This window comes from Paenibacillus sp. FSL P4-0127 (assembly GCF_038007325.1).
Lineage (GTDB): Bacteria > Bacillota > Bacilli > Paenibacillales > Paenibacillaceae > Fontibacillus > Fontibacillus macerans.
Map to the genome: position 1 here is coordinate 2,574,816 of NZ_JBBOWY010000001.1, position 23,434 is coordinate 2,598,249.

At 55.7% G+C, this 23,434-nt stretch carries 16 protein-coding genes and 1 other annotated feature; all 16 genes read left to right on the forward strand.

The features are described from left to right. Positions 1–139: 139 nt before the first annotated feature. The 16 genes from NYE74_RS11575 to NYE74_RS11650 all read left to right on the forward strand — a co-directional run bounded on the left by NYE74_RS11575 (position 140) and on the right by NYE74_RS11650 (position 23,310). On the forward strand, positions 140–796 hold the full coding sequence (locus tag NYE74_RS11575; RefSeq protein ID WP_340929069.1) for a precorrin-2 dehydrogenase/sirohydrochlorin ferrochelatase family protein: 657 nt from the start codon (positions 140–142) through the stop codon (positions 794–796). Then, a complete protein-coding gene (gene hemC, locus NYE74_RS11580) occupies positions 793–1,788 on the forward strand; it encodes a hydroxymethylbilane synthase (RefSeq protein ID WP_340929066.1) in 996 nt (331 codons plus the stop codon). Before NYE74_RS11575 ends, hemC begins: the two co-directional genes overlap by 4 nt. A 6-nt stretch (positions 1,789–1,794) precedes the next feature. Continuing rightward, positions 1,795–3,339, forward strand: coding sequence for a uroporphyrinogen-III C-methyltransferase (cobA, locus tag NYE74_RS11585; protein ID WP_341004802.1), 1,545 nt, complete (start codon positions 1,795–1,797; stop codon positions 3,337–3,339). A 964-nt stretch (positions 3,340–4,303) separates the two neighbouring features. Then, positions 4,304–5,308, forward strand: coding sequence for a porphobilinogen synthase (hemB, locus tag NYE74_RS11590; protein WP_341004803.1), 1,005 nt, complete (start codon positions 4,304–4,306; stop codon positions 5,306–5,308). Positions 5,309–5,369: 61 nt separating this feature from the next. Beyond that, positions 5,370–6,671: a glutamate-1-semialdehyde 2,1-aminomutase gene (gene hemL, locus NYE74_RS11595; RefSeq protein ID WP_036620477.1), complete on the forward strand. Its 1,302-nt coding sequence runs from the start codon at positions 5,370–5,372 to the stop codon at positions 6,669–6,671. Positions 6,672–6,715: 44 nt separating this feature from the next. After that, positions 6,716–7,609: an RluA family pseudouridine synthase gene (locus tag NYE74_RS11600; protein WP_155621245.1), complete on the forward strand. Its 894-nt coding sequence runs from the start codon at positions 6,716–6,718 to the stop codon at positions 7,607–7,609. A 433-nt stretch (positions 7,610–8,042) separates the two neighbouring features. Next, a complete protein-coding gene (ltrA, locus tag NYE74_RS11605; protein WP_036621729.1) occupies positions 8,043–9,434 on the forward strand; it encodes a group II intron reverse transcriptase/maturase in 1,392 nt (463 codons plus the stop codon). Between the two features lie 146 nt (positions 9,435–9,580). Beyond that, complete coding sequence (locus NYE74_RS11610; protein ID WP_155621236.1) at positions 9,581–10,171, forward strand: TetR/AcrR family transcriptional regulator; 591 nt, start codon at positions 9,581–9,583, stop codon at positions 10,169–10,171. 61 nt (positions 10,172–10,232) lie between these two features. Further along, entirely contained in the window at positions 10,233–11,174 is a 942-nt protein-coding gene (locus NYE74_RS11615) for an ABC transporter ATP-binding protein (RefSeq protein ID WP_115311360.1), read from the forward strand. 15 nt (positions 11,175–11,189) lie between these two features. Further along, positions 11,190–12,323 carry an ABC transporter permease gene (locus tag NYE74_RS11620; protein WP_124333121.1) on the forward strand — a complete coding sequence of 378 codons (1,134 nt, stop codon included), beginning with the start codon at positions 11,190–11,192 and terminating at the stop codon, positions 12,321–12,323. Between the two features lie 18 nt (positions 12,324–12,341). Continuing rightward, positions 12,342–13,454, forward strand: coding sequence for an ABC transporter permease (locus NYE74_RS11625; protein WP_124333122.1), 1,113 nt, complete (start codon positions 12,342–12,344; stop codon positions 13,452–13,454). 162 nt (positions 13,455–13,616) lie between these two features. Next, positions 13,617–15,095 (forward strand): LysM peptidoglycan-binding domain-containing protein, encoded by a 1,479-nt coding sequence (locus NYE74_RS11630; RefSeq protein WP_340929052.1) that lies wholly within the window; start codon positions 13,617–13,619, stop codon positions 15,093–15,095. 85 nt (positions 15,096–15,180) lie between these two features. Continuing rightward, positions 15,181–15,451, forward strand: a binding site (T-box leader). Positions 15,452–15,616: 165 nt separating this feature from the next. After that, entirely contained in the window at positions 15,617–18,289 is a 2,673-nt protein-coding gene (locus tag NYE74_RS11635) for a valine--tRNA ligase (RefSeq protein ID WP_340929050.1), read from the forward strand. Between the two features lie 235 nt (positions 18,290–18,524). Next, entirely contained in the window at positions 18,525–19,904 is a 1,380-nt protein-coding gene (locus tag NYE74_RS11640) for a bifunctional folylpolyglutamate synthase/dihydrofolate synthase (RefSeq protein ID WP_341004804.1), read from the forward strand. 59 nt (positions 19,905–19,963) lie between these two features. Beyond that, a complete protein-coding gene (gene murC, locus NYE74_RS11645; protein ID WP_340930559.1) occupies positions 19,964–21,286 on the forward strand; it encodes a UDP-N-acetylmuramate--L-alanine ligase in 1,323 nt (440 codons plus the stop codon). A gap of 686 nt (positions 21,287–21,972) precedes the next feature. Beyond that, complete coding sequence (locus NYE74_RS11650; protein ID WP_340929045.1) at positions 21,973–23,310, forward strand: SPOR domain-containing protein; 1,338 nt, start codon at positions 21,973–21,975, stop codon at positions 23,308–23,310. The last annotated feature ends 124 nt before the right edge of the window (positions 23,311–23,434 follow it).

Sequence of the window (23,434 nt, forward strand, 5' to 3'; positions counted from 1 at the left end):
TGGAATTCGAAAAGAAGCGGGGGCGCGGGGCTTTTTCTTGTGCGGAGAAGCTCGGTTTTTAGGCTGGCAATGGCAAAATACGGCAGGGTAGGGTATGCTATTAACGTGATGAACCAAATGTCCGGGAGTGGATAAAACGATGCCCCATTATATGCCCGTTATGTTGAATTTGGAAGGCCGCCGCTGCGTGATCGTCGGCGGGGGGACTGTCGCCACGCGCAAAGCGGCCGCTTTGACGGAGGCCGGCGCGGTCGTTACGGTGATTAGCCCCGGCGTGACGGCCTGGCTTCAGGACCGCATTCGGGAAGGAGAGGTCGCTTGGTTGGCGCGCGAGTACCGGGAAGGGGACCTGAAAGGGGCGTTTCTCGTGTTTGCCGCTACCGATTCCCGGCAGGTGAACGATAGTATCGTGAAGGAGGCGGAAATGCTCGGGATTCCGGTAAACGATACCGCCGACGGAGCGCGGGGAAGTTTTATCACCCCCAGCGTCGTCCGCCGCGGGAAGCTGGTGATCGGGGTGTCCACTTCGGGAGCGGGACCTGCGGCGGCCCGGGAATTATGCCGCGAGATCGACCGGCGTTTTGGCGATACATATGAACGATATGTCGAATTTCTAAGCTTGGTCCGGACTCGGGTCAAGCAGCAGGTTGAAGATAAAGAGCGGCGCAAACGGCTGCTGGCCAGGCTGGGCGAGCTGGATATTTTGCCGTCGATCCGGCAAGGCGGCTTCACGCCGTGGAGCGAAGCGGAGATCGCCGCCTGGATCGAAGAAGAACAACGGAGGAATAGCGAATGACGAAGCGTACGATTGTGGTAGGGACAAGACAAAGCCAGCTGGCATTAACGCAAACGGAACAGGTGATCGATGATTTGAAGGAACTGTGCCGGGCGCATGGACTTCCGTTTGAGTTTGAGGTCAAAAAAATCGTCACCAAAGGCGACCGCATCCTGGATGTGACCCTGTCGAAAATCGGCGGCAAGGGGCTGTTCGTCAAGGAGATCGAACAGGCGATGCTGGACGGGGAAATCGATATGGCGGTTCACAGCATGAAAGATATGCCGTCCGTGCTCCCGGAAGGATTGATCAACGGGGGAGTGCCGCTGCGGAAGGACCCGCGGGACGCGCTTATCTCCCGCAGCGGTCTTCACTTGCACGAGCTGCCGCAAGGCGCGCGCGTCGGCACGAGCAGCTTGCGCCGCTCCAGCCAGCTGCTGGCCTACCGCCCGGATCTCGTGCTCGAGCCGGTCCGGGGAAATATCGATTCCCGCCTGCGCAAGCTTGAAGAGGAGGGGTTCGACGCGATTATTTTGGCGGCGGCGGGCCTGCAGCGGATGGGCTGGGAGAACCGGGTCACGGCTTACCTGTCCGCTGACGTTTGTTTGCCGGCGGTCGGCCAGGGCGCGCTTGGGATCGAATGCCGGGAAAACGATGCCGAGCTGCGGGAGCTGTTATCCTTGTACAACGACCCGGACACCGCGCTTACCGTGGCGGCGGAGCGCCGTTTTCTCGCCGTGCTGAACGGCGGCTGCCAGGTGCCGATCGGCGCTTACGCGACTTTGGAGCGGGCGGGCGGACAAGCGCCGGAAGAAGGCGGCGCGGGCGGCGGCGAGGCAGGCTCCGGCCGCGCTCCGCGGATCAGGCTGACCGGCATGGTCGGCTCGGCGGACGGCCAGGTTATTTTGAAGGAGAGCGCCGTAGGGGAAGATCCGGTGGCCTTGGGCGAGCGAATTGCCGGGCTGCTGCTGGCCCAAGGGGCGGACGCGTTACTTAAGGAAGCCGAGGAGTGAATGGACATGACGGGGAGAGTATATTTGGTCGGCGCCGGCCCGGGGGATGCGCGGTTGATTACACTAAAGGGGCTGGATTGCATCAAAAAGGGCGATGTTATCGTATATGACCGCCTGGCCAATCCAAGCCTTTTGAGAAAAGCGAAGCCGGGAGCCGAGAAAATTTACGTTGGCAAGCGGACCGACCGGCATACGATGAAACAGGAGGATATTAGCCGGCTGTTGGTCGATTTGGCGCTTGCGGGGAAAACCGTGGTGCGTCTGAAGGGCGGGGACCCTACCGTTTTCGGGCGGGGGGGCGAGGAGGCCGAACTGCTGCGCAAGCACGGGATTACTTATGAAATCGTACCGGGCATCACCGCGGCGATATCCGTTCCGGCTTATGCCGGCATCCCGGTTACCCACCGCGATTTGGCCTCCTCCGTATCGATCATCACCGGCCATGAAAGCCCGGATAAGCTGGACTTGTCCATCAACTGGGAAAAGGTGACGAACGCAACGGGCACGCTCGTGTTTATGATGGGCGTGGCGAATATCGGCTATATCAGCAAGCAGCTGATCGCCCACGGCCGGCCCCCGGAGACGCCGGTGGCGCTGGTGCGCTGGGGAACCCGGGCGGAGCAGGAGACGCTGACCGGGACGCTGGCCGACATCGAGCAAAAGGTGCTTGACGCCGGCTTTAAGCCGCCGGCGGTCACTGTCGTCGGCGAGGTGGTGAATCAGCGCGAGCAGCTCATGTGGGCGGAGGCCATGCCTTTGTTCGGCAAGCGGATATTAGTGACGCGCTCCCGCTCCCAGGCGAGCGATCTCGTCCGCGGCATCGAGGAATTGGGCGGCGAGCCGTACGAGTTCCCGGTCATCGAGATCTCGATGCCGAGCGGCGCTGTGCTGGTCCGTACGGACGAGGCTTTAAGCCGCCTGGAGACGTACGATTGGGCGTTTTTTACCAGCGTGAACGGCGTCGACTATTTCTTCAAGCACCTGGAGAGACTGGGAAAAGACATTCGCGCGCTGCATAAGGCGCGCATTGCGGCCGTAGGGCCGGCTACGCTGGCGGCGCTGCGCGAGCGCGGCATTGCCGCCGAGGAGCTGCCGGGCCGGTTTCAAGCCGAAGGCCTGTTGGAAGCGTACGGCCCGGAGCTTGTGCCCGGCCAAAGCGTACTGCTGCCGCGCGGGGATCTTGCCCGGGCGTGGCTGCCGGAGGCGCTGCGCGATCAAGGGCTGGCCGTCACCGAGGCGGTCATGTATGAGACGGTTCCGGCCGGCGAAAAGGATGAAGAGCTCATCAAGCTGCTGGAGAAGGGCCGGATCCATGCCGTGACCTTCACCAGCTCCTCGACGGTGACCCATCTTTTGGCCGCGCTGTCGGGCATGGGCGTAGCCGATCCGGTGGCGGCGCTGCGGGGCGCGGAAATCGCCTGCATCGGGCCGGTCACCGCGCGCACGGCGGAGGAAGCGGGGCTGCGCGTGTCGATCCTGGCCAAGGAGGCGACGATCCCCAGCCTGATCGAGGCCCTTTGCGATTGGAAAGAGCGGGGCGCCTCGGTCTAGCGGCCGGCACGAAGCGATCGGTCGGTTATGATGGCGGAGGATCGGGGAACATGTGGTAATCGTCAGTAAGGTGGATGATCAAGAAGCGTGCGGTTAACGGTTAGTAGACGATTCTGGAAATAACGTTAGCATGATGGCAAGTGAAGACTTGAGAAAACGGCAAAATTAGTCTATTAAAGATCTCGGGTGACAGCATAGAGGAAAAAAAGGGCGCTATTTCAGCGATATCCTCCATGTTGCGTGATATAGAGGAATTTTATGGCGCTATTTTCACGATTTAGTAGCGAAAGGCCGCCTTTCGACCTGCTCATCGAAGAATAAGACCCAAAAGTTCCCCTATGGTGATGAATAGGCTTAAATTCGGAATATAAGACCCTAAAGTTCCTCTATTTTATGGGGACGATACTGAGCACAAGTCTAATATAGAACGAAGTGATTCATGGCCCCTGTCCGTAGATAAGCCATATTATTTCCGGATCATTCTACTAGTAAGGTGGATGATCAGGGAGCGTACCGGTAATCGGCCAGTAAGGTGAATGATCAGGGAGCATGTGAAAACAGCCAGTCCAGCCAGTCTGGTGATTGATCGGGCCGTATGCGCTCGATGGCTGGTGCGGTGGCAGATCGGACTTAAAAGTTCAGGTTTTCGAGCCAGAACTGGGCCTGCCGGAAATCTAACGGTTGTGAGCGACGTTATTTGCCTTAATCTGGGCCAAAATAGCCGGTTTTAAGTGAAATAAGCACTGTGGCAACCGTTAGAGTTTGAAATCAACGTTTCTGGAACAAATAGCGTTTGTGGCAACCGTTAGAATCGTTTTGTGGAGCGCTCCAGTTCTTAAGATTCCGCAGAAAAACGGCGCTCCGGTCCGGGCTAGGTTCAAAGACCGGCCGATTCTTTTGTTCAAATCCAGCTTTTAATGCACTGACGGGATAGGCTCCCATTTTAATACAGGAGGTTAATGCGATGAACTACCCATTTGTAAGACATCGCCGTTTGCGGCAATCGGCCGCCATTCGCGGAATGGTGCGCGAGACGGTGCTGACGGTGGACGACTTTATTCAGCCGATTTTTGTGACGTACGGCAGCGGCGTGAAAAACGAGATTCCTTCTATGCCCGGTGTGTTTCATTTTTCGCTGGATACGTTGGATGAGGAAGTAAAGGAAATCGTCGACCTGGGCATTCCGGCGGTGCTGCTGTTCGGCATTCCGGAAACGAAGGACGCCGTGGGCACATCCGCATTTGTCGATAACGGCATCGTGCAGGAGGCTACGCGGGTGATCAAAAAACGTTACCCCGATCTGCTCGTCGTCGCCGATACCTGCCTTTGCGAATTTACCGATCACGGCCACTGCGGAATGGTGCACACTTATGAACGGGATGGGCATGTATGCGGGGACGTGTTGAATGACGAGTCGCTGGAGCTGCTCGTGAAGACGGCGGTTTCGCAGGCGAAGGCGGGCGCGGACATCATCGCTCCGTCCAACATGATGGACGGCTTCGTGCAGGCGATCCGCACGGGGCTCGATGAAGCGGGCTTCACCCATGTGCCGATCATGTCGTATTCCGTCAAATACGCTTCGGCTTTTTACGGGCCGTTCCGGGAAGCGGCCGATTCCGCGCCGCAGTTCGGCGACCGCAAAACGTATCAAATGGATCCGGCCAATGCGCGGGAAGCGCTGCGCGAGGCGGAATCAGACGTGCTGGAAGGTGCGGATATGCTGATGGTCAAACCGGCGCTGGCGTTTATGGACGTTTTGCGCATGCTGCGGGACGAGTTTGATCTGCCGCTGGTGGCCTACAACGTCAGCGGCGAATATTCGATGGTGAAAGCGGCCGCGCAAAAAGGCTGGATCGACGAACGCGCGATCGTCACGGAAATGCTGCTTGGGATGAAACGCGCCGGCGCGGACATCATTATCACTTATTTTGCCAAAGACATGGCGCGGTGGCTGCGCGAGAAACGTTAACCGGATGTTAATCAGGATGGTTGTTGGTTAGGAAGATAAGATCCATAGGAGGGGATTCGGCATGAATCACACGATCGGACGGCGGGGCGAAGAGCGTTCCCGGCAGGCTTTTGAAGAGGCGAAAAAGGTGCTGCCCGGCGGCGTAAACAGCCCTGTGCGGGCGTTTAAATCGGTCGGCTTGACGCCGATGTACATCGACCGCGGGATCGGCTCCCGCGTGTACGATATCGACGGAAACAGCTTTATCGACTATGTGGGCTCCTGGGGCCCGCTGATTATGGGGCACGCACACCCGGAGGTCGTTAAAGCGCTGCAGGAGACGGCGGCGAAAGGGACGAGCTTTGGGGCGCCTACGCTGCTGGAAACGGAGATGGCGAGACTGGTCGCGGAACGCGTGCCTTCGATCGACGTCGTGCGCATGGTCAATTCGGGAACGGAAGCGACGATGAGCGCGATCCGGCTGGCTCGCGGCTATACCGGACGCAGCAAAATCATGAAGTTCGAAGGCTCCTATCACGGCCATGCCGACAGCCTGCTGATCAAGGCGGGCTCGGGCGTAGCCACGCTTGGCTTGCCGGACAGCCCCGGCGTGCCGGAAGGCGTTGCCGCGAACACGATTGCGGTGCCCTATAACGACCTGGCATCGGTGAAGCTGGCTTTCGAGCGTTTTGGCGAAGAAATCGCCGGGGTGATCGTGGAGCCGGTTGCCGGCAACATGGGCGTTGTACCGCCGCAGCCCGGCTTCCTGGAAGGACTGCGTAAAATCACGAGCCAGTACGGCAGCCTGCTGATTTTTGACGAGGTCATGACGGGTTTCCGCGTCCATATGAACTGCGCCCAAGGGCGTTTTGGCGTTACGCCGGATTTGACCTGCCTCGGCAAGGTGATCGGGGGCGGTCTGCCGGTCGGCGCCTACGGCGGCAAACGCGAATTCATGGAGCAAATCGCCCCGACGGGACCGATTTATCAGGCCGGCACGCTGAGCGGCAACCCGCTGGCGATGGCCGCCGGCTACACGACGCTGTCGCTGCTGACGCCGGAGGTGTACGAGCGGCTGGAGCGGCTTTCCGCCAAGCTGGCGGACGGATTCGAGCGAAACGCCAAGGAGCGCGGCATTCCGTGCACGATCAATCGCGTGGGCTCGATGGTGTGCCCGTTTTTCACGGACCGGCAAGTGGTGAACTATGAAACGGCGAGAAGCAGCGACCTCGATCTGTTCCGCCGTTATTTCGCCGCGCTGGTGGAGGAAGGGATCAATGTGGCGCCTTCGCAGTTCGAAGGCATGTTCGTATCCGGCGTGCATACCGACGAGGATATCGAGCTGACGATCGAAGCGCACCGCCGCGCGCTGCAAAAGCTGTGAACGCGCGGATTTCCGCCGTGCGCCGGGGCGAGTGGCTGGAGCTGATGCCTGGCAAGCTGGTGCCAGCCGAGGGGCAGGACCGGCTTACCGCCGCCCTCGCCTGGCTTGAGGGGAGCTACGGCGCTCCCCCCAAGCTGCTGCGGCGGCTGCAGGCCGAAGGCGGCGTCAAGCTGGCCGGGGATCGGCTGCGCTTGCGGGTATTTCCGCCAAGAGAGTCCGGATTCGCTCCGCTAGAAGCGGAAGCTGAGCAGCTTGCGGTTTTGTACGAGGACGATTTTAGCCTCGTCGTACATAAGCCGGCCGGGGTCAAGGTCCATCCGGACGGCAGCGGAGCTGGCGCGGCTGCGAAGCCGGGGGCCCCGCGAGCCACATTAGCCAATATGGTCGCCGCGCTGTACGCTGGCCGCGGAGAAGCGGTGGCGGCCGCGCATATCCACCGCCTGGACGATTTCACGTCCGGGCCGGTGCTGTTCGCCAAAAACGAATACGCCCAGCTCAAACTGGACGAGGCGATGAGCCGCAAGGTGATCGGGCGGACGTATATCGCTTTCGTCCACGGCATCGTCAGCCCCGAGCTACAGGTGATCGATCAGCCGATCGGCCGGGACCGCCACCACAATCAGCGGCGCCGGGTTTCCCCAACCGGCAAGCCGGCGCTGACCCGGGTGGAACTCGTCGAGGTGTATCCGGCTCATGGCGCCAGTCTGGTCCGGCTTACGCTGGAGACGGGACGAACGCATCAAATCCGCGTTCACCTGAGCGCCGCAGGCCATCCGCTTATCGGCGACGCGCTTTATGGAGGAAGCACGGCACGGTTGCCGAACCAGGCGCTGCACGGGGAACGCCTGGCCTTTCCCGATCCGCTCACGGGAGAGACCGTGGAAGTTGAAGATCCCTGGCCCGACGGGCTGCAAAAGCTGCGTGCGAAGCTTCGCTAGCCGCAGCTTTTTTTATGTACGCCCAGCATGGGCGTCATCTATAGGGTGAAAGTCCCGAGCGGGGGCTGGCGAGCGCCTACCGCTAGCCAAGGGCAAGGGTGTCCATCGCGAGGTGGAATCTGAAGGAAGCCGGAGGCAAAAGCACGGGCCAAGGTACACAAACTGGATTTGAGGCAGGATGAACCGGATGAGCTGCCATAACACAGCGAAATCCAAAGCCGCCAAGGATCACTCCTGTAAACTCCAGTGGTCGTGGGCGGAAAGATGACGTTCTTATCTGGGGAGGCCTGCGGGAGAAAAAAAAAATGCGAAGTCACTTCGTAACCGCAACCGAGAGGCTGCGCTGAACCCGCAGGAGTCAGCAGAGGCCATAGTACGCAAGTACGGGACGCCGGAAAGCGGAAGGGCCGAACCGAAAGGAGAGAGGAAACCGATGCGTTCGCGTGAAGAGCAAAGACAGCCGAATATCCCAAAAGGGAGCTGCCAACAAAGAGAAGCGGTGAAGCCGTCAGGGTATGTTGGAGCGCCGAGTTCTTCATCGGCACAAATCGATCCTTCCTCTCACGAGGCAAGTAACGACTTGTTGGAGCGAATGCTCGAAGGGGAGAACCTCAGGCTCGCCTATAAGCGAGTGGTACAAAACGGAGGTGCCCCCGGTGTAGACCGAGTAACGGTAGCGGGGCTACAGGCTTACCTGAACACACGCTGGGAAACGGTGAAAGATGAACTCCTAACGGGAACGTACAGACCGATACCTGTCAGACGGGTGAAAATCCCCAAACCCGGAGGCGGTGTAAGGCTGCTCGGTATCCCGACCGTGATGGACCGCTTCCTCCAACAAGCACTTCTGCAAGTGATGAACCCGATTTTCGATGCCCCCTTCTCTTGGTACAGCTACGGCTTTAGACCGGGGAAGAGAGCACACGATGCCGTGAAGCAAGCCCAGCGATATATCCAAAGCGGTCTGCGATGGGTCGTAGATATGGATTTGGAAAAGTTCTTTGACCGGGTGAACCACGACATTCTCATGGCAAGAGTGGCAAGGAGAGTGACAGACAAGCGAGTCTTGAAGCTGATTCGGGCCTACTTGGAAGCCGGAATGATGGAAGGTGGCATCTGCCAGAAGACGGACGAGGGAACTCCGCAAGGCGGTCCGCTAAGTCCGCTTCTGGCAAACATCTTACTCGATGATTTGGATAAAGAACTGACAAAGAGGGGGCTGCGGTTTGTTCGTTACGCGGACGACTGCAACATCTTTGTAGCGAGCAGGCGAGCAGGTGAACGAGTCATGGAATCGGTCACACGATTTGTGGAAGGAAAGTTGAAACTGAAAGTGAATCGGGACAAAAGTGCAGTGGACAGGCCATGGAACCGGAAGTTTCTTGGCTTTAGTTTCCTGTCGAATAAACAGGCGACGATTCGATTGGCTCCCAAGACAATCTCTCGATTTAAAGAGAAGATCCGGGAGTTGACAAACCGTACCCAATCAGTCTCCATGGAGGAACGTATATCTAGACTGAACCGTTACCTCATGGGATGGATTGGATATTTCCGAATCGCATCGGCGAAGAGCCACTGTGAAAGATTCGACCAGTGGATTCGAAGAAGACTTCGAATGTGCCTATGGAAACAATGGAAGCGGGTACGCACCCGAATTCGTGAACTTCGGGCACTCGGAGTCCCAGAATGGGCCTGCTATGTTATGGCAAACTCCCGCCGGGGTGCATGGGAAATGTCTCGAAACACAAATAACGCCCTTCCGACTTCCTACTGGGAAGTGAAAGGGCTGAAGAGTTTGCTTTCTCGTTACCTGGAGCTTTGTTAACCTTTTGGAACCGCCGTATGCGGACCCGCATGTACGGTGGTGTGAGAGGACGGGGGTTAGTCACCCTCTCCTACTCGATTGACGAGCAAAAGCATTTGATTTAAACTTACTGAGTAATCATTAAGCGAAATGAAGTGGTGAAACGAATGGAAAAACTCAATTTACGGCAGCAAAAAGGTCTGGAAACGAAAAACAGATTAATTGATTCCGCTTTAAAAGTTTTTTCCGCAAAAGGCTTCGATGCAAGCACGACGAAGGATATAGCCAAGGAAGCGGGAACTACGGACGGGTTGATTTATCACTATTTCAAATCGAAGGAAGAGCTGCTGTGGGCTGTCGTCGACAAACATTCGCTGATCCCGGACCTAAGAGACACCGCCGCTCAGGCGGATTCCGATGTGCCGCTCGAATCGCTGCTAACGAAATACTTCGGACAACTCCTGCACAGGCTGAATGAGAAGACCGACCTGATCGTAATGTTCTTCGGAGAGGCGCAGCGCAAACCGCAAATCCGGGAATATCTTGTCAGCCTGATTGAAGAGGGGCTCAAACCGCTGTATTTTCTGTTAAAAGACCGTACCGCCATGGATGAAGAAGAACTGCGTTTGGCGGTAAGAAACATCCAAACGGCCATGGTCATGTATTTCCTGCTGTATGACCGGTTTACCCGGAACGCAGAGACAAGAGAAATTTATATTCGTACGACGGTCCAGCAGTTTTTAAAGATCTTGGGTTAATTTTTTTTAATTATATTATTGAGTGAGTACTTAGTAAGTAAAATGGAAAGGATGAGCTTTTGTGAGTATTGTTGCATTGAATCATGTCGAAATGTCCTATCCCCGAAAAAATCGGGAGCGCTTCTACGCCCTGGAGCAGTTATCCATTGAAGTTAATCAGGGTGAAGTTTTCTGCTTGCTCGGTCCGAACGGTTCCGGCAAGACGACGACCATTAATCTCATCAATGGACTCTCCCGGCCGACCCGGGGGGACGTCCGAGTGTTTGGGCTCGATCCCGCGAAAGAGATGCGGACCGTCCGCCGCAAACTGTCCGTCGTCCCCCAGGAGACTGCACTGTACAATGATCTGACGGCCAAAGAAAATCTGCTGTTTCACGCTCAGTATTACGGGATCGAAAAACGGATGTGGACCTCGCAAATCGGCAAGCTGCTGGAATTGGTCGGCCTGAGCGAAAGGCAGAATGACCGTGTGGGAACGTATTCGGGGGGAATGCAGCGGCGGCTCGCGTTAGCCCGGGCCCTTCTGACCTCGCCCGATCTGATTTTGCTTGATGAGCCCACCTTAGGCGTTGACGTTCAGTCGCGGAACTCGATATGGACCCGCATCCGGGAGTTGACCGGGGAAGGCAAAACCGTATTTTTGACTACAAATTACATGGAGGAAGCGGATTCGCTGGCTGACCGGATTGTTATTATCGATCGGGGAAGCGTCGTGGCTTCCGGTTCACCACAGCAGTTGAAAGAGAGGATCACCGATAATTCCATGGCATTGATTTTCGAACGGGAAAATGATGCCCGGACTACCTTTGTGCGGCTGGGCGGAAAATGCTCGGCGGTGCTCGAAGCGAATAAGGTGCTGGTCAACGTTGCCGATAAAAAGACCGCTCTGCGCATGTTGAAATCGTTTGATGCCGAGAACGACGGGCTCATCAGCTTTGAGTGGAAGGAACCGACATTAAACGACGTCTTTCTGCATTTTACCGGACGCCAATTAAGGAACTGATCGGAGGGCAAAGCCATGTTGAAAGGAACCAAGGCGATCGTTTGGAAGGATCTCAAAATGACCTGGAGGAATCCTTCGTTAATGGTACTTAGCATTATCGTGCCCGTTGTATTCGTTTTTCTTTATTCGTTGATTACTCAAGTGTCCGCTACCAATCCCGTCGTGATCGCCCGGGAATCGGAAGGGGAGTTCAGCGACCGGTTTGTGCGGATGTTGACGGACATGAGTTCGGTCGACGGACCCTACTTTATTGTCCAAACGACCGACCCGGACGAAGCTTTCCGGCGGTATGAAAACGGGGAAGCGGAAGCGCTGATCGAGATCCCGGCGGCTTTTGACCAAGATCTCAAGCAGCGAACCTCGGCTCCGGAAGTTAAACTCTATGTTCATAATATCAACTCGGACGCCACCAAAAACTTTCAAATCCGGTTGTCGCACGCCATCTATCTGTTTCAACAGGCAACGGCCCCGGAACATAACATCGAGATCGTCCAGCAATACGCGAAGTTTCCCCGGGACGTGTCGATGAAACTGTACATTTCCATCGGGCTGCTCATGTTCGCCGTATCGTATACATCCATGGTCAATACCGGAATGCTCATTGCGCGGGAATGGGAGGAAAGGACGAGCAAGGAAATCGTGCTTACTTCCATCGGCTTTCTTCCTTTTGTACTGGGAAAATGGATTACCGCCTTTTTGCAGACGCTCATCAGCGTCCTGTTCGTATTGGGGATTATGAGTGTTACGCTGTCTTTTCCGGTTACCCGAATGGCCCCCGTTTTGTGGTTTTGGATTGCCCTGTTGTTCCTGTTCGGCGGAGCGGTCGGCAGTATGCTCGGGGTGTGGCTGCGCAAGTCGATGCCGATCATCACTCTGTCCGCCGTGATTGGAATTTTTCTCTATTTGGTTTGCGGCAATGAATCCTCCATTCGCGGGTTCGCTTACGGCGGACCGGTCGAATGGTTGTGGCGATTATCGAGCCGGATTCCGGTTTCCGATGTGGTGGAAAATATGCGGAGTACCTTTCTTGCATCTGCGGCAGCGTATGAGTTTAAGGGTTTGCTGTTCATGCTTGCGCTCACGGCGCTGTTCGTTTTCATGGCGGTGTTCCGGTTAAAGAGAAACTTGTCTTATTCTCAAGGACAGTAGGAGAGGCGGCTTAGAAAAATGAAAACTTCTTTATATGCGGCAGTCGGAATGTTTGTACGTAATTTGAAGATTTTAAGCAGGCAGAAACAGCTAATCATCGCTCCTATACTACTGCCGCTGATTTTAATGTACCTGACGGCGGTTATTATGGGAGCGGGGGGCGATCAGTGGCCTGTAGGGCTAGTCGATGAGGCCAATAACGCGGAATCGAAGTCCCTTGTGCGGAGCATTGAGCAAAGTCATTCCAATATAACGAAGTATTACAATGTGGTGGAGAGGGATTTGGAGAAAGCGAGAGCCAAAGTCAGAGAAGGACGCCTGCAACTGCTGATACGGATCCCTTCCGACTACGCGAAATCAAAAGACGTTTATATTGAGACGTTTAACATCAATAGCGATATGATGAAAAATGTACGGCTGCGATTGGAGCACAGTATTTTGGATGAGTTGGCTTTAAACGGCGGTCTCAGAGTAGTGCCGAAACTGATCACGGAAAAACCGCATGATGTTTGGAGAGTATCTTACATCGCCGGAAGCTGCCTGCTGCTTTCTCTCTTTATGGGGGCGACGATAACGGCGGGCAATCTGCATGCTTTTGAAAACGAGAACAGAACGAAGAAGGAAATCCTTCTGACCCCGCAGCCGTTATGGTTGGCTGGTCTGGGGAATGTAGCTGCGGCCGTAACCACCGCCGTTATCTGTTCGATCCCTTCCTTGTTGCTTGCGGTTTTCGCCTTTAAAATGAAAATATACACCTCGCCGCTGCTTCAGGTTTATCTGATGATGATTCCGGTGATGATCGCTTGCGCTTGCGCCGGGCTATGGTTGGCTCATGTTTTGAAAAATTACCGGGTGCTGCAACCGACCGTCATCGTGTTGTCGATCGCAACCTTTTTCGGAACCGGAGGATTTATCGGCGTCAGCGTGCTTCCGGAAGCATCTCAAACGTTTGCCCGGTACTGGATTGTCTCGCGGGTGTTTCAATGGTTTAATCCCGTGCTTCATAACTTCAAGGCAGGATTCACGGCGGAACAGGCGGTTAGCATAACGGCCGTAGCCGCAATCGGGCTGGCCTTGATTCCCGTACTCTATAGGTTAACAGGCAAAAAGAGTTTTTCGGGCGGTCAGTGAGGGGCAGTACACGCTAATGAATGCGGCCAGGAGCAGAAACCGCGGGTAGCAAAAAGCTGGCATGCACTCTTTTTCGAAGGCATATAGATAAAACGAGGATGATTTGGATCATGACATATGCATGCTGAATCATGTTTGGATATGCTGAAAGGAGGTAGCGTTTTGGCTGATCAATCCTATGGTCTTCGTTTCGATATTTACGAGCGCGTTCATTTATCGGAAGATGTGATCGGCATTGAAGAGCTGGAGGAAATTGAACTTTTCCCGAAAATTCAGGTCATTCCCGGACAGGACTATGCTTCATTAAGAGGTCATTTGCTACTGGCCGGTTTGTATCGGGGGGGAGGAGAGACCCGCAGCCTGGAGCATTGGATCCCCGTAGAAATTACGATTCCGCTCAGCCGGGTGAACCGGTTGGAGGATATCACGGTGGAAATTGAAAACTTCGATGTGGATCTGCTTAGCGCGCGCAGCTTGAACATTACCGGCGTCTTGTCGCTCAAGGGCGTCGAGACATCTTCGCTGGCGGTGGAAGCCGATAGCTGGAAGGATCGGGAATTTACGACCGCACACGTCGTTCCGGGCGTTAGTCCCGAGGAGGAGGCGGGCGGCCTCTCTTTTGCGGAGCAAGAAGAGATCCGTTTCGAACCCGAAGTCCCGAAACTTACGGAATGGCAGGCGTTTCCGGAGGAAGCGCTGAAAGAGAAGCGGAGCCCGGACGAGCCGAAACCGAAGCCGGCCCCCGAGCCAGAGCCGGAGCCGACCTCTCTATGGTTGGAGGAGGAAAGCGCAGAACCGTCTGCCGGGCCGTGGACGGACAAGGAATACGCCCTCCCGGTTCAAGGCATACTGCAGCAAACGGAGTTTGAGCAGTTTAATGACGCATGGTTCAAACAGGAAATGCTCCCCTTTATCGAGCCGGAATCCGCGGACCGTTTGAGCGAACCGGCGAAACCCGAAGCCGCCCCCGTCCAAGCCGCCGAAAAAGAACCGGTGAAAAGCGAAGCCGCAAAAATCGACGCCGCCAAAAAGGAAGCGAAAAAAGAACCGCTGCATTTCGAAGCGCCGGAAAACGAGCCGGCAAACGTAGCGGCAAGCGAGGCGGAACCGCAAGAAGCTGCCTTTCCTTCGTTCTCCGAAGCCGTAGAGGAAAAAGCTGCGGCCGGGCCGGATAAAGCCGCAGCCGAGGCCGTCCAGGAACCGGAAAACGTGTTGTCGGAAAGTCTGGCGCAGGCCGAAGCGGAAAATTCTTTGCTGCAGCACCAGGAGGAGAAAAAAGAACTGAAGATCGCGCTAGGCAGCAAAAAAAGCACCGAAGAAAAAGAAAGCGAGCCTTTTGGCCTCAAGAAACTGATTTCTTCGCGGCCGCAGAACGATCTGCAGTCGCAAGCGGCGTATTCCCCGGCGGCGTCTGACGAGGCGGAGATTGGCGATGGCGAGGAGCTCTTGTGGAAAAATCTTTTTGTTCACGGAGGCGAGGAACAAACCCCGTTCCGCAAGGTCAAGCTGGTGATCGTACAGCGGGAAGAAACGCTGGATGACATCGCTGAGCGCTATCACCTGAGCTCCCGCGAACTGCAGTTGTACAATCGCCTGTCCGAAAACCACTTGGCCGAAGGGCAAATTTTGTACATTCCGTAGGCGTTTGATCCGTTATGCAGGGCTAAATATTGACTCCCGCGGGTTTCCAAGTTATGATAATATAGATTCAAGCAAAATGATTGCGTCAACGACTTGGAATGGGAAGAGTAGGGCAGTGAACCCTTCAGAGAGCGGAACCCACACGCTGAAAGATTCCGCAGGATGTTAGCTGGCCGAAGTCGCCCGGGAGTCGTCCGTTTGAGCGGAGATAGCCGTTAGAACGGACCGGTAGCAGCCGTTATCTGCTTGAGTGTCGCGGAGTCAACTTTTTTGCCGGATCAATGGGGCCGGCGAAGGAAGGTTGAATGCCGCGAAACAAAGGTGGTACCGCGAAAGTAAAGCCTTTCGTCCTTTGAGACGAAAGGCTTTTTTTGTTTTTTGCGGCGAAGGTCCGAAGAAAGCGAGGTCCCGCCGCAAAGGGCGCTTTGCAGGAAGCTGCCGGGAATACTCGCGGTCTCATGGGACGCGGATTATCTTCGGCAAGCGAAGGCGATGCTTATTTGTAACGGAGGTTGAATGGTATGACGGAAAACCAAGGTCAACAAAGTCAAACGGAAATGCCAACGACGTACGACCCGAAATCGGCCGAACAGAAGTGGTACCGTTATTGGATGGAGGGGGGCTTTTTCAAAGCCGGCCAGCGTCAGGACGCGCAGCCGTACACGATCGTAATCCCGCCGCCAAACGTGACCGGCATGCTGCATATCGGCCATGCGCTGGATTTCACGCTGCAGGATATTTTGATCCGGACAAAACGGATGCAGGGTTATGACGCATTATGGCTGCCGGGATCGGACCATGCGGGGATCGCCACGCAAACGAAAGTGGAGCAAAAACTACGCGAGCAAGGCGTCAGCCGTTACGATTTGGGGCGCGAGAAGTTCCTGGAACGCGTCTGGGAATGGAAGGACCAATACGCCGCCACGATCCACGAGCAATGGGCGAAAATGGGCTTTTCGCTTGACTATTCGCGCGAGCGCTTTACACTGGACGAGGGGCTTTCCCAAGCAGTTCGCGAAGTGTTCGTGAAGCTGTACGAAAAAGGCTTGATCTACCGCGGCAAATATATCATCAACTGGGATCCGGCCGCGCGCACCGCGCTGTCCGACATCGAGGTTGAATATAAAGAAGTTAACGGACACCTATATCACCTGCAGTATCCGCTCAGCGACGGCAGCGGCTTCATCACCGTAGCGACTACGCGTCCGGAGACGATGCTCGGCGATACGGCCGTAGCGGTCCATCCGGAGGACGAACGGTACCGGCAGCTGGTCGGCAAAACGCTGCGCCTGCCGATCGTCGGCCGGGAAATCCCGATTATCGCGGATGAATATGTCGAGAAGGAGTTCGGCAGCGGCGCGGTTAAAATTACACCGGCGCATGACCCGAACGACTTCGAGGTAGGTCTCCGCCATAATCTGCCGCAAATAAGCGTCATGGACGAAAGCGGCACGATGAATGGGGAAGCCGGCAAATACCAGGGGCTGGACCGCAGCGAATGCCGCAAGCAAATCGTTAAGGACTTGCAGGAACTCGGCGTTCTCGTCAAAATCGAGGATCACGTGCATCAGGTCGGACACAGCGAACGTACGGGCGCGGTGGTCGAGCCGTATTTGTCGACGCAGTGGTTCGTGAAAATGAAACCTCTCGCGGAAGCGGCCATCGCCGCGCAAAAATCCGGGAAAGGCGTCAATTTCGTACCGGACCGCTTCGAAAAAATTTATTTGCACTGGATCGAAAACGTACGCGACTGGTGTATTTCCCGTCAGCTGTGGTGGGGGCACCGGATTCCGGCCTGGTACTGCGAGGCGACGGGCGAGATGGTCGTGGCCCGCAGCGAGGAGGAAGCCCGCGCCAAACTTGGCCGCGACGATCTGAAGCAGGACGAGGACGTGCTCGACACGTGGTTCAGCTCGGCCTTGTGGCCGTTTTCGACGCTGGGCTGGCCGGACGAATCCAGCGAGGACCTGAAGCGGTATTTCCCGACCGATGTGCTTGTGACCGGATACGACATCATCTATTTCTGGGTAGCGCGGATGATTTTTACGTCGCTCGAATTTAAAGGCGAAATTCCGTTTAAGGACGTGCTTATTCACGGGCTCGTGCGCGACAGCGAAGGGCGGAAAATGTCCAAATCGCTGGGCAACGGCGTCGATCCGCTCGAAGTGATCGAGAAATACGGCGCGGATGCGATGCGCTACATGATTTCGACAAGCAGCACGCCGGGGCAGGATTTGCGCTTCCGTTGGGAACGCGTCGAACAGGCGCGCAATTTCGCGAACAAAATCTGGAACGCCTCCCGGTTCGCTTTGATGAATCTGGACGGCGTGGCTTACGAAGATATCGATATCAGCGGAGAATTGGCGACGGCCGATCGCTGGATTTTGCACCGTTTCAACGAGACGGCCAAAGAGATTACCCGTTTGATCGATGCATACGAGTTCGGGGAAACCGGACGCCTGCTGTATAATTTTATTTGGGACGATCTTTGCGACTGGTACATCGAATTCGCCAAGCTGTCCCTTTACGGCGAAGATGCCGCGGCTAAGCGGAAAACGCAAGGCGTGCTGGCCTTTGTGCTGGATCGTACGCTGCGGATGATCCATCCGTTCATGCCGTTTATTTCCGAGGAAATATGGCAGCATTTGCCGCATAAAGGCGAGACGATTACGCTGGCTGCATGGCCTGAGTACGATCCGGCTCTGGAAGCTCCGGACGCCGTTCAAGAAATGAATCTGCTGATCGACATCATTCGCGCCGTGCGCAATATCCGCGCCGAAGTGAACGTGCCGATGAGCAAAAAGATCGAACTTGTGGTTAAGCCCGGCAGTTCCGAAACGCTCGAAGTGATCGCCCGCAACGAACATTATATCCGCCGGTTCTGCAACACTTCGGAATACGAAGCGTCCTTGACCGCGGCCGTACCCGGCAAGGCGATGACCGCCGTCGTGACCGGAGCAGACCTGTATTTGCCGCTGTCCGGGCTGATTGATATTCAGCAGGAAATCGAACGTTTGAACAAAGAGCTCGATCACCTGAACAAGGAAGTGGAACGGGTGGAGAAGAAGCTCGCCAACGAAGGGTTCGTATCCAAAGCGCCGGCAAAAGTCATCGAAGAGGAACGCGCCAAAATGGCCGATTATGCCGAAAAACGCGATAAGGTGCTGGCCCGGATCGAGGAACTGAAGGGCTAGGGCTATATAAGTTGAACTAATGAAATGTGAAGGTTAGGCAAGAGTGTGAAATGATTCTAGAAACGGCAGTGGTCGCCTTTGTGACCAGATTTCTACTATGTATGAATCTACTTAATCATAGAAATCTGGGGCGGGCAGCGATCGTAAGAACATTTCACACGGCTGCCCTGATCCGTACAATCAATAGTTCGTTCAGCTTATATAGGCAAACTAATTCAAAATGAAGGTGAAGACCATGGGGGATCTTACAGACGAAGATATACGGCCGCTTGCGCTGGGCAGCTATGAAGAAGCGGTCGACTGGATAAACGGGCTGATTCCGTTCGGAATCCGCCCGGGACTGGAACGCATCGAGCTGATGATGGAGCGTTTGGGAAATCCCGAGCGGAGACTGAAATTTATACATGTCGCCGGGACAAACGGCAAAGGTTCGTCCTGCGCTTTTCTCACCCGGACGCTGCGCGAATGCGGATACCATGTCGGGACGTTTACGTCCCCTTATATCACGAAATTTACGAACCGTTTTCAATATGACGAAGCGGATATTCCCGAAGAGACGCTCCTTGAGCTGGCGCGCCGGGTGTTGCCGCTCGTGCGGGAAATTGCCGAAACCGAGCTCGGCTCGCCGACGATGTTTGAGGTCAGCACGGCCATTGCGATCCTTTATTTCGCCGAGGTCTGTTATCCTGATGTCGTGGTATGGGAGACCGGCCTTGGGGGAAGGATGGATGTTACCAATATCGTCACGCCGATTGTTTCGCTGATTACGAATATCGGTTATGATCATATGGACGTGCTTGGCGATACCATCGAGCAGATCGCCCGCGAGAAGGCGGGCATCATCAAACCCGGGGTTCCGGTGGTAAGCTGCGTGGAGCAGCCGGAAGCGATTGCCGTGCTGAGGGAAACGGCCCTTGGCAAGCGGGCGAATCTATATTTGCTTGGCGAACAGTTCAAGTTTGAGCGTCTGGATGTCGGGGCGGCTGCGCAAACCGTGCGTTTCTGCGGCCCATTTCGCGAGCTGGACATCGCCATCGGCATGCAGGGGGAGCATCAATGCAAAAATGCGGCCGGGGTGATGATGGTCCTCGAAGTGCTGCGGCAGTACCTGGCCTTCATTTTGGAAGACGAGCCGCTGTTGGACGGCTTTCGCACCGCTTTTTGGGCGGGACGTCTTGAGCTGGTAAAGGAAGAGCCGCGCATCGTGCTGGATGGAGCCCATAATCCGGAAGGCGCGGAGGCGCTGGCGAAAAGCCTTCCGGAAGTTTACCGCTACCGCAAGCTGCATATGATGATGGGGATGTTAGCCAACAAGCATCATCTCGGCTACTTCAAGCATATATTACCAATAGTGGATACGCTTATTCTGACCGAGCCCGATTTTCGCCGAAAAATGGATGCCGACGCGTTAAATGAGCTCGTGACCGAACTTAAGGGATCGGAAGCGAAAGCGGAGTTGGAAATCATCGTGGAACGTGACTGGAAAAAGGCCCTTTCGCTTTTGGAGTCACGGACGGAACGGGAGGATCTTGGGGTAGTGACGGGCACGTTGTATTTGATTTCGGACGTGCGGGCGGCCCTTTTGCATCAAACCGATTCTGAAAAAGGCTGGTGACCATTTTGTTAAATACTACGGAACAACATGTACATTTTATCGGCATCGGCGGCTATGGTATGAGCGCCATTGCCCGCGTCATGCTGGAAATGGGCTATACCGTCACCGGATCGGATGTCGCAGCCCAGGAGTTAACGGAGAAGCTCGCCGCCAAAGGAGCGAAAATCTATATCGGCCATACGGCCGAGCAGGTGCACGGAGCAGACCTGGTCGTCTACTCGACGGCGCTGCCGCAGGACAACGTGGAGCGGGTCGAAGCGCAGGAGCAGGGAATCCCGATCCTGCATCGCTCGCAAATGCTCGCCCGGCTGCTGAATGAACGGAGCGGGATCGCGGTTGCCGGGACGCACGGCAAAACGACGACCTCGTCGATGATTGCGCTGGTGATGGAGAGTTGCGGGGCGGACCCCACTTACATTATCGGCGGCGAACTGATGGATGTCGGTACGAACGCCAAAGCGGGGCAGGGCAAGTTCGTCGTCGCCGAAGCGGACGAGAGCGATGGCTCCTTCCTGCAGTATCATCCTTGGATTGGCGTTGTGACCAACATTGAGGCCGACCATTTGGAAAATTACGGCGGCGATTTCGGCCGTCTTAAGGAAGCATATGTTCAATTTCTGAACCAGATCAAACCGGGAGGCAGGGCGGTCGTTTGCGGCGATGACCGGAATGTGCAGGAGCTGATGCCAAGCCTTTCGTGCGGCATGATCACTTACGGCATCGAAACGGACTGCGATTATTCGGCCCATGACATTGAGCTGGGCGATCGCTGTGTCACGTTCAAGATGAGACGCGGCAGCGAGGAGTTGGGCACGGTCGAATTGTCCGTTCCTGGCCGGCATAATGCGTATAATGCGATGGCTACAATCATCGTCTGCCTGGAAGCGGGGATTCCGTTCGCGGATATTACCGAGGCGCTGCAGAAATTCCATGGGGCGAAGCGGCGTTTTCAGGTGCTGGGGGAAATGGACGGCATCCTCATCATCGACGATTACGCCCACCATCCAACGGAGATTCAGGCCACGATCGCGGCGGCCAAAGCGACGGGCAAACGGATTATCGCCGTCTTTCAGCCGCAGCGCTATACGCGGACCTTCTTCCTGCTCGATGCGTTCAGCCGGGCGTTTGGCGACGCGGATGAAGTGATCATCACCGACATCTACTCCCCGGCCGGGGAGAAGCAGATTGAAGGGGTGCATTCCGCGAAGCTGGTGGAATTGATCAAGGAGAACAGCAACTCCGGTGCCCGCTACCTGCCGACGAAGCAGGACGTGCTTGAGGATCTGCAGGGCCGGCTGCAACCCGGCGATCTGGTGCTCACGATGGGCGCCGGGGATATTTATAAGGTTGGCTACGAGCTGGCCAAAGGATTGTCCAGCTAACGGCCAAGCTGGGCCAAGCGGAACATCATGCAATACCGTAAAACACTAGAAGTGCTCCCTTAGGGGAGCATTTTTACATTATGGAATTGCTGGAATGAGCTTACTGGAACGATCGACCGTCGGCCATCAAAATAGCGGCATTTTATATACTTATTGTGCGGGGCCAGGCATGTTATCTCCATTAGCGGCATTTTGTGTCCTTATTTCCTAATAAATGGACCGAAAAACGGGTATTTCTTTGCGACGAGGGAATATAGCGGCATAAAATGCTTCTATTTCTCCCAAATGTACTGGTATCGCTGGAATAAGGACAATTTATGTACTTATTTTCCTGTGAATGGTTGAGAATGGTCCGGAAAGCGGGAATTTTCTTGCCACGAGGGAAATAGCGATAAAAATCCCCACTATTTCTCAGATGACTGATATCGCCGGAATAACGGCATTTTTTGCTCCTATTTTTTTCGCAGTAGATTCTCAGGCTAACTGGCTTTTTGGAGCTATTTATTCGGCATCAATACAATGAGAGCACCGCCTCGTGCCGAAACGTCAAACACTCTTCGGACAAAGAATTATCGGCGGCGGTTTTTCTTGACTTGATCCACGGAGGTCTTAGCAAACTCCAAGGCATATCATTCTTTCTTTTCTCATAAAGTAGGATAGATGAATGGACAAGGAGCGTGCGGACCGTGAACAAAGCGAAAATGACATTCCGGTTTGACCAAAACGGGCGGGAGGTTCGTGCCGTACTCCCGGATCAAGACAATGCAAAAACCGATGGGGCCGCGTGGCGGCATACGGTTGAACTCCCGGCAATAGATACGCCAACAAGAGATATGCCAACAAGAGATATGCCAACAAGGGATACGTTAACAGAAGATGCGCCGACAGAGGATGCGCTATGGGACAAAGAACCCGAGGTCGTACCGCCGGAGAGACCTGCCCGATACCGCGCGGTGGAGACCGTGGATTCGTGGGGCGACCCTTTTACCGATCATACCGGCATGGGATTGACGGTTTTTCCGGGGGGGCGGGCCAAGGGCGATTTGCTGAGGGAAGCGGACGATTTTGAGCGAGGAGAGGCGGCGGAGCCATACAACATACGGGAAGACGGTGACGATCCATGGGGCCCTCGGTATGAGGACACGCCCTATTACACCCGCCCCCCAAGATCGTCCGGCTGGAAGGTGGCGGGCTCCTTAACCGGAGCGATCATTACCGGCGCTTTATTCGGCTATGTCGTATTGTCCCTGTTTAACCAGGAAATGCAGCTCCCGCTGCCAGGGATCGGCACGCCGGAGCAAAGCGCGGCCGATCAGACGGCCAGCGTTCCGGCGATGGCCCAAACCGGAGCGGAGGAAGAGAAAATAGAGGAATCGCTTCCTCGGATCAGCTTTGCGCTTCCGGAGCAGACGTATTATTTTCTCCAATACGGGGTGTTCAGCACGGCCCAAGGGGTGCAGCTGGCGCAGGAGGAACTGCAGGCTTCCGGGCTGGCGGCCGCGCGCGATACGGTTGATGAGAAGAGGGTCTACGCGGGCGTATCGACGGACCGGGAACAATCCAAACTGCTGAGCGGCCAATTGAAAGCTGCCGGCGTACACCTGATTTTGCATGAGGTGGCTCTGCCCGCTACAGCCAGCGCGGAGTTTGCGGGCGACCGGGAAGCGCTCGAAGGGTATATGGCGCAAAGCGCCGAGCTCGTGCGTTTGCTGAGCACCGCGTCGGCATCCTTGCTGAGCGAAGCGAGTCCGCAGCCGCTTAGCGACGAGGAGGTTAGGCAATTGGGCCGCATGCACCAATCCTGGACTGAGAGCGCGGCCGCGGTGCGGGGCAAATGGCCGGCGGCTCTGGAAACTTATGCCGGGGAGATGGAAAAGGCGATGAACGGGGCGGTCGAAGCCCTGGGAGAATTCAATAAAAGCGGAGCGAAAACGCTGCTTTGGGAAGTGCAAAACGAGATGATGCGCTTCATCATGGCGGAACAGGTTATCATTCACGGCGTAAACCCTGGGGAGAACCGCTGAAGCATTTTCGAGGCGAGGGATGGAAATACTTTCCCCTGCCTTTTTTCTGTTTGTATTGAGCATGAAATAATCTTATAATAAGGAAGTGTCAAAAAATGGCGAGGTTGACAACGGGAAGTTGTCG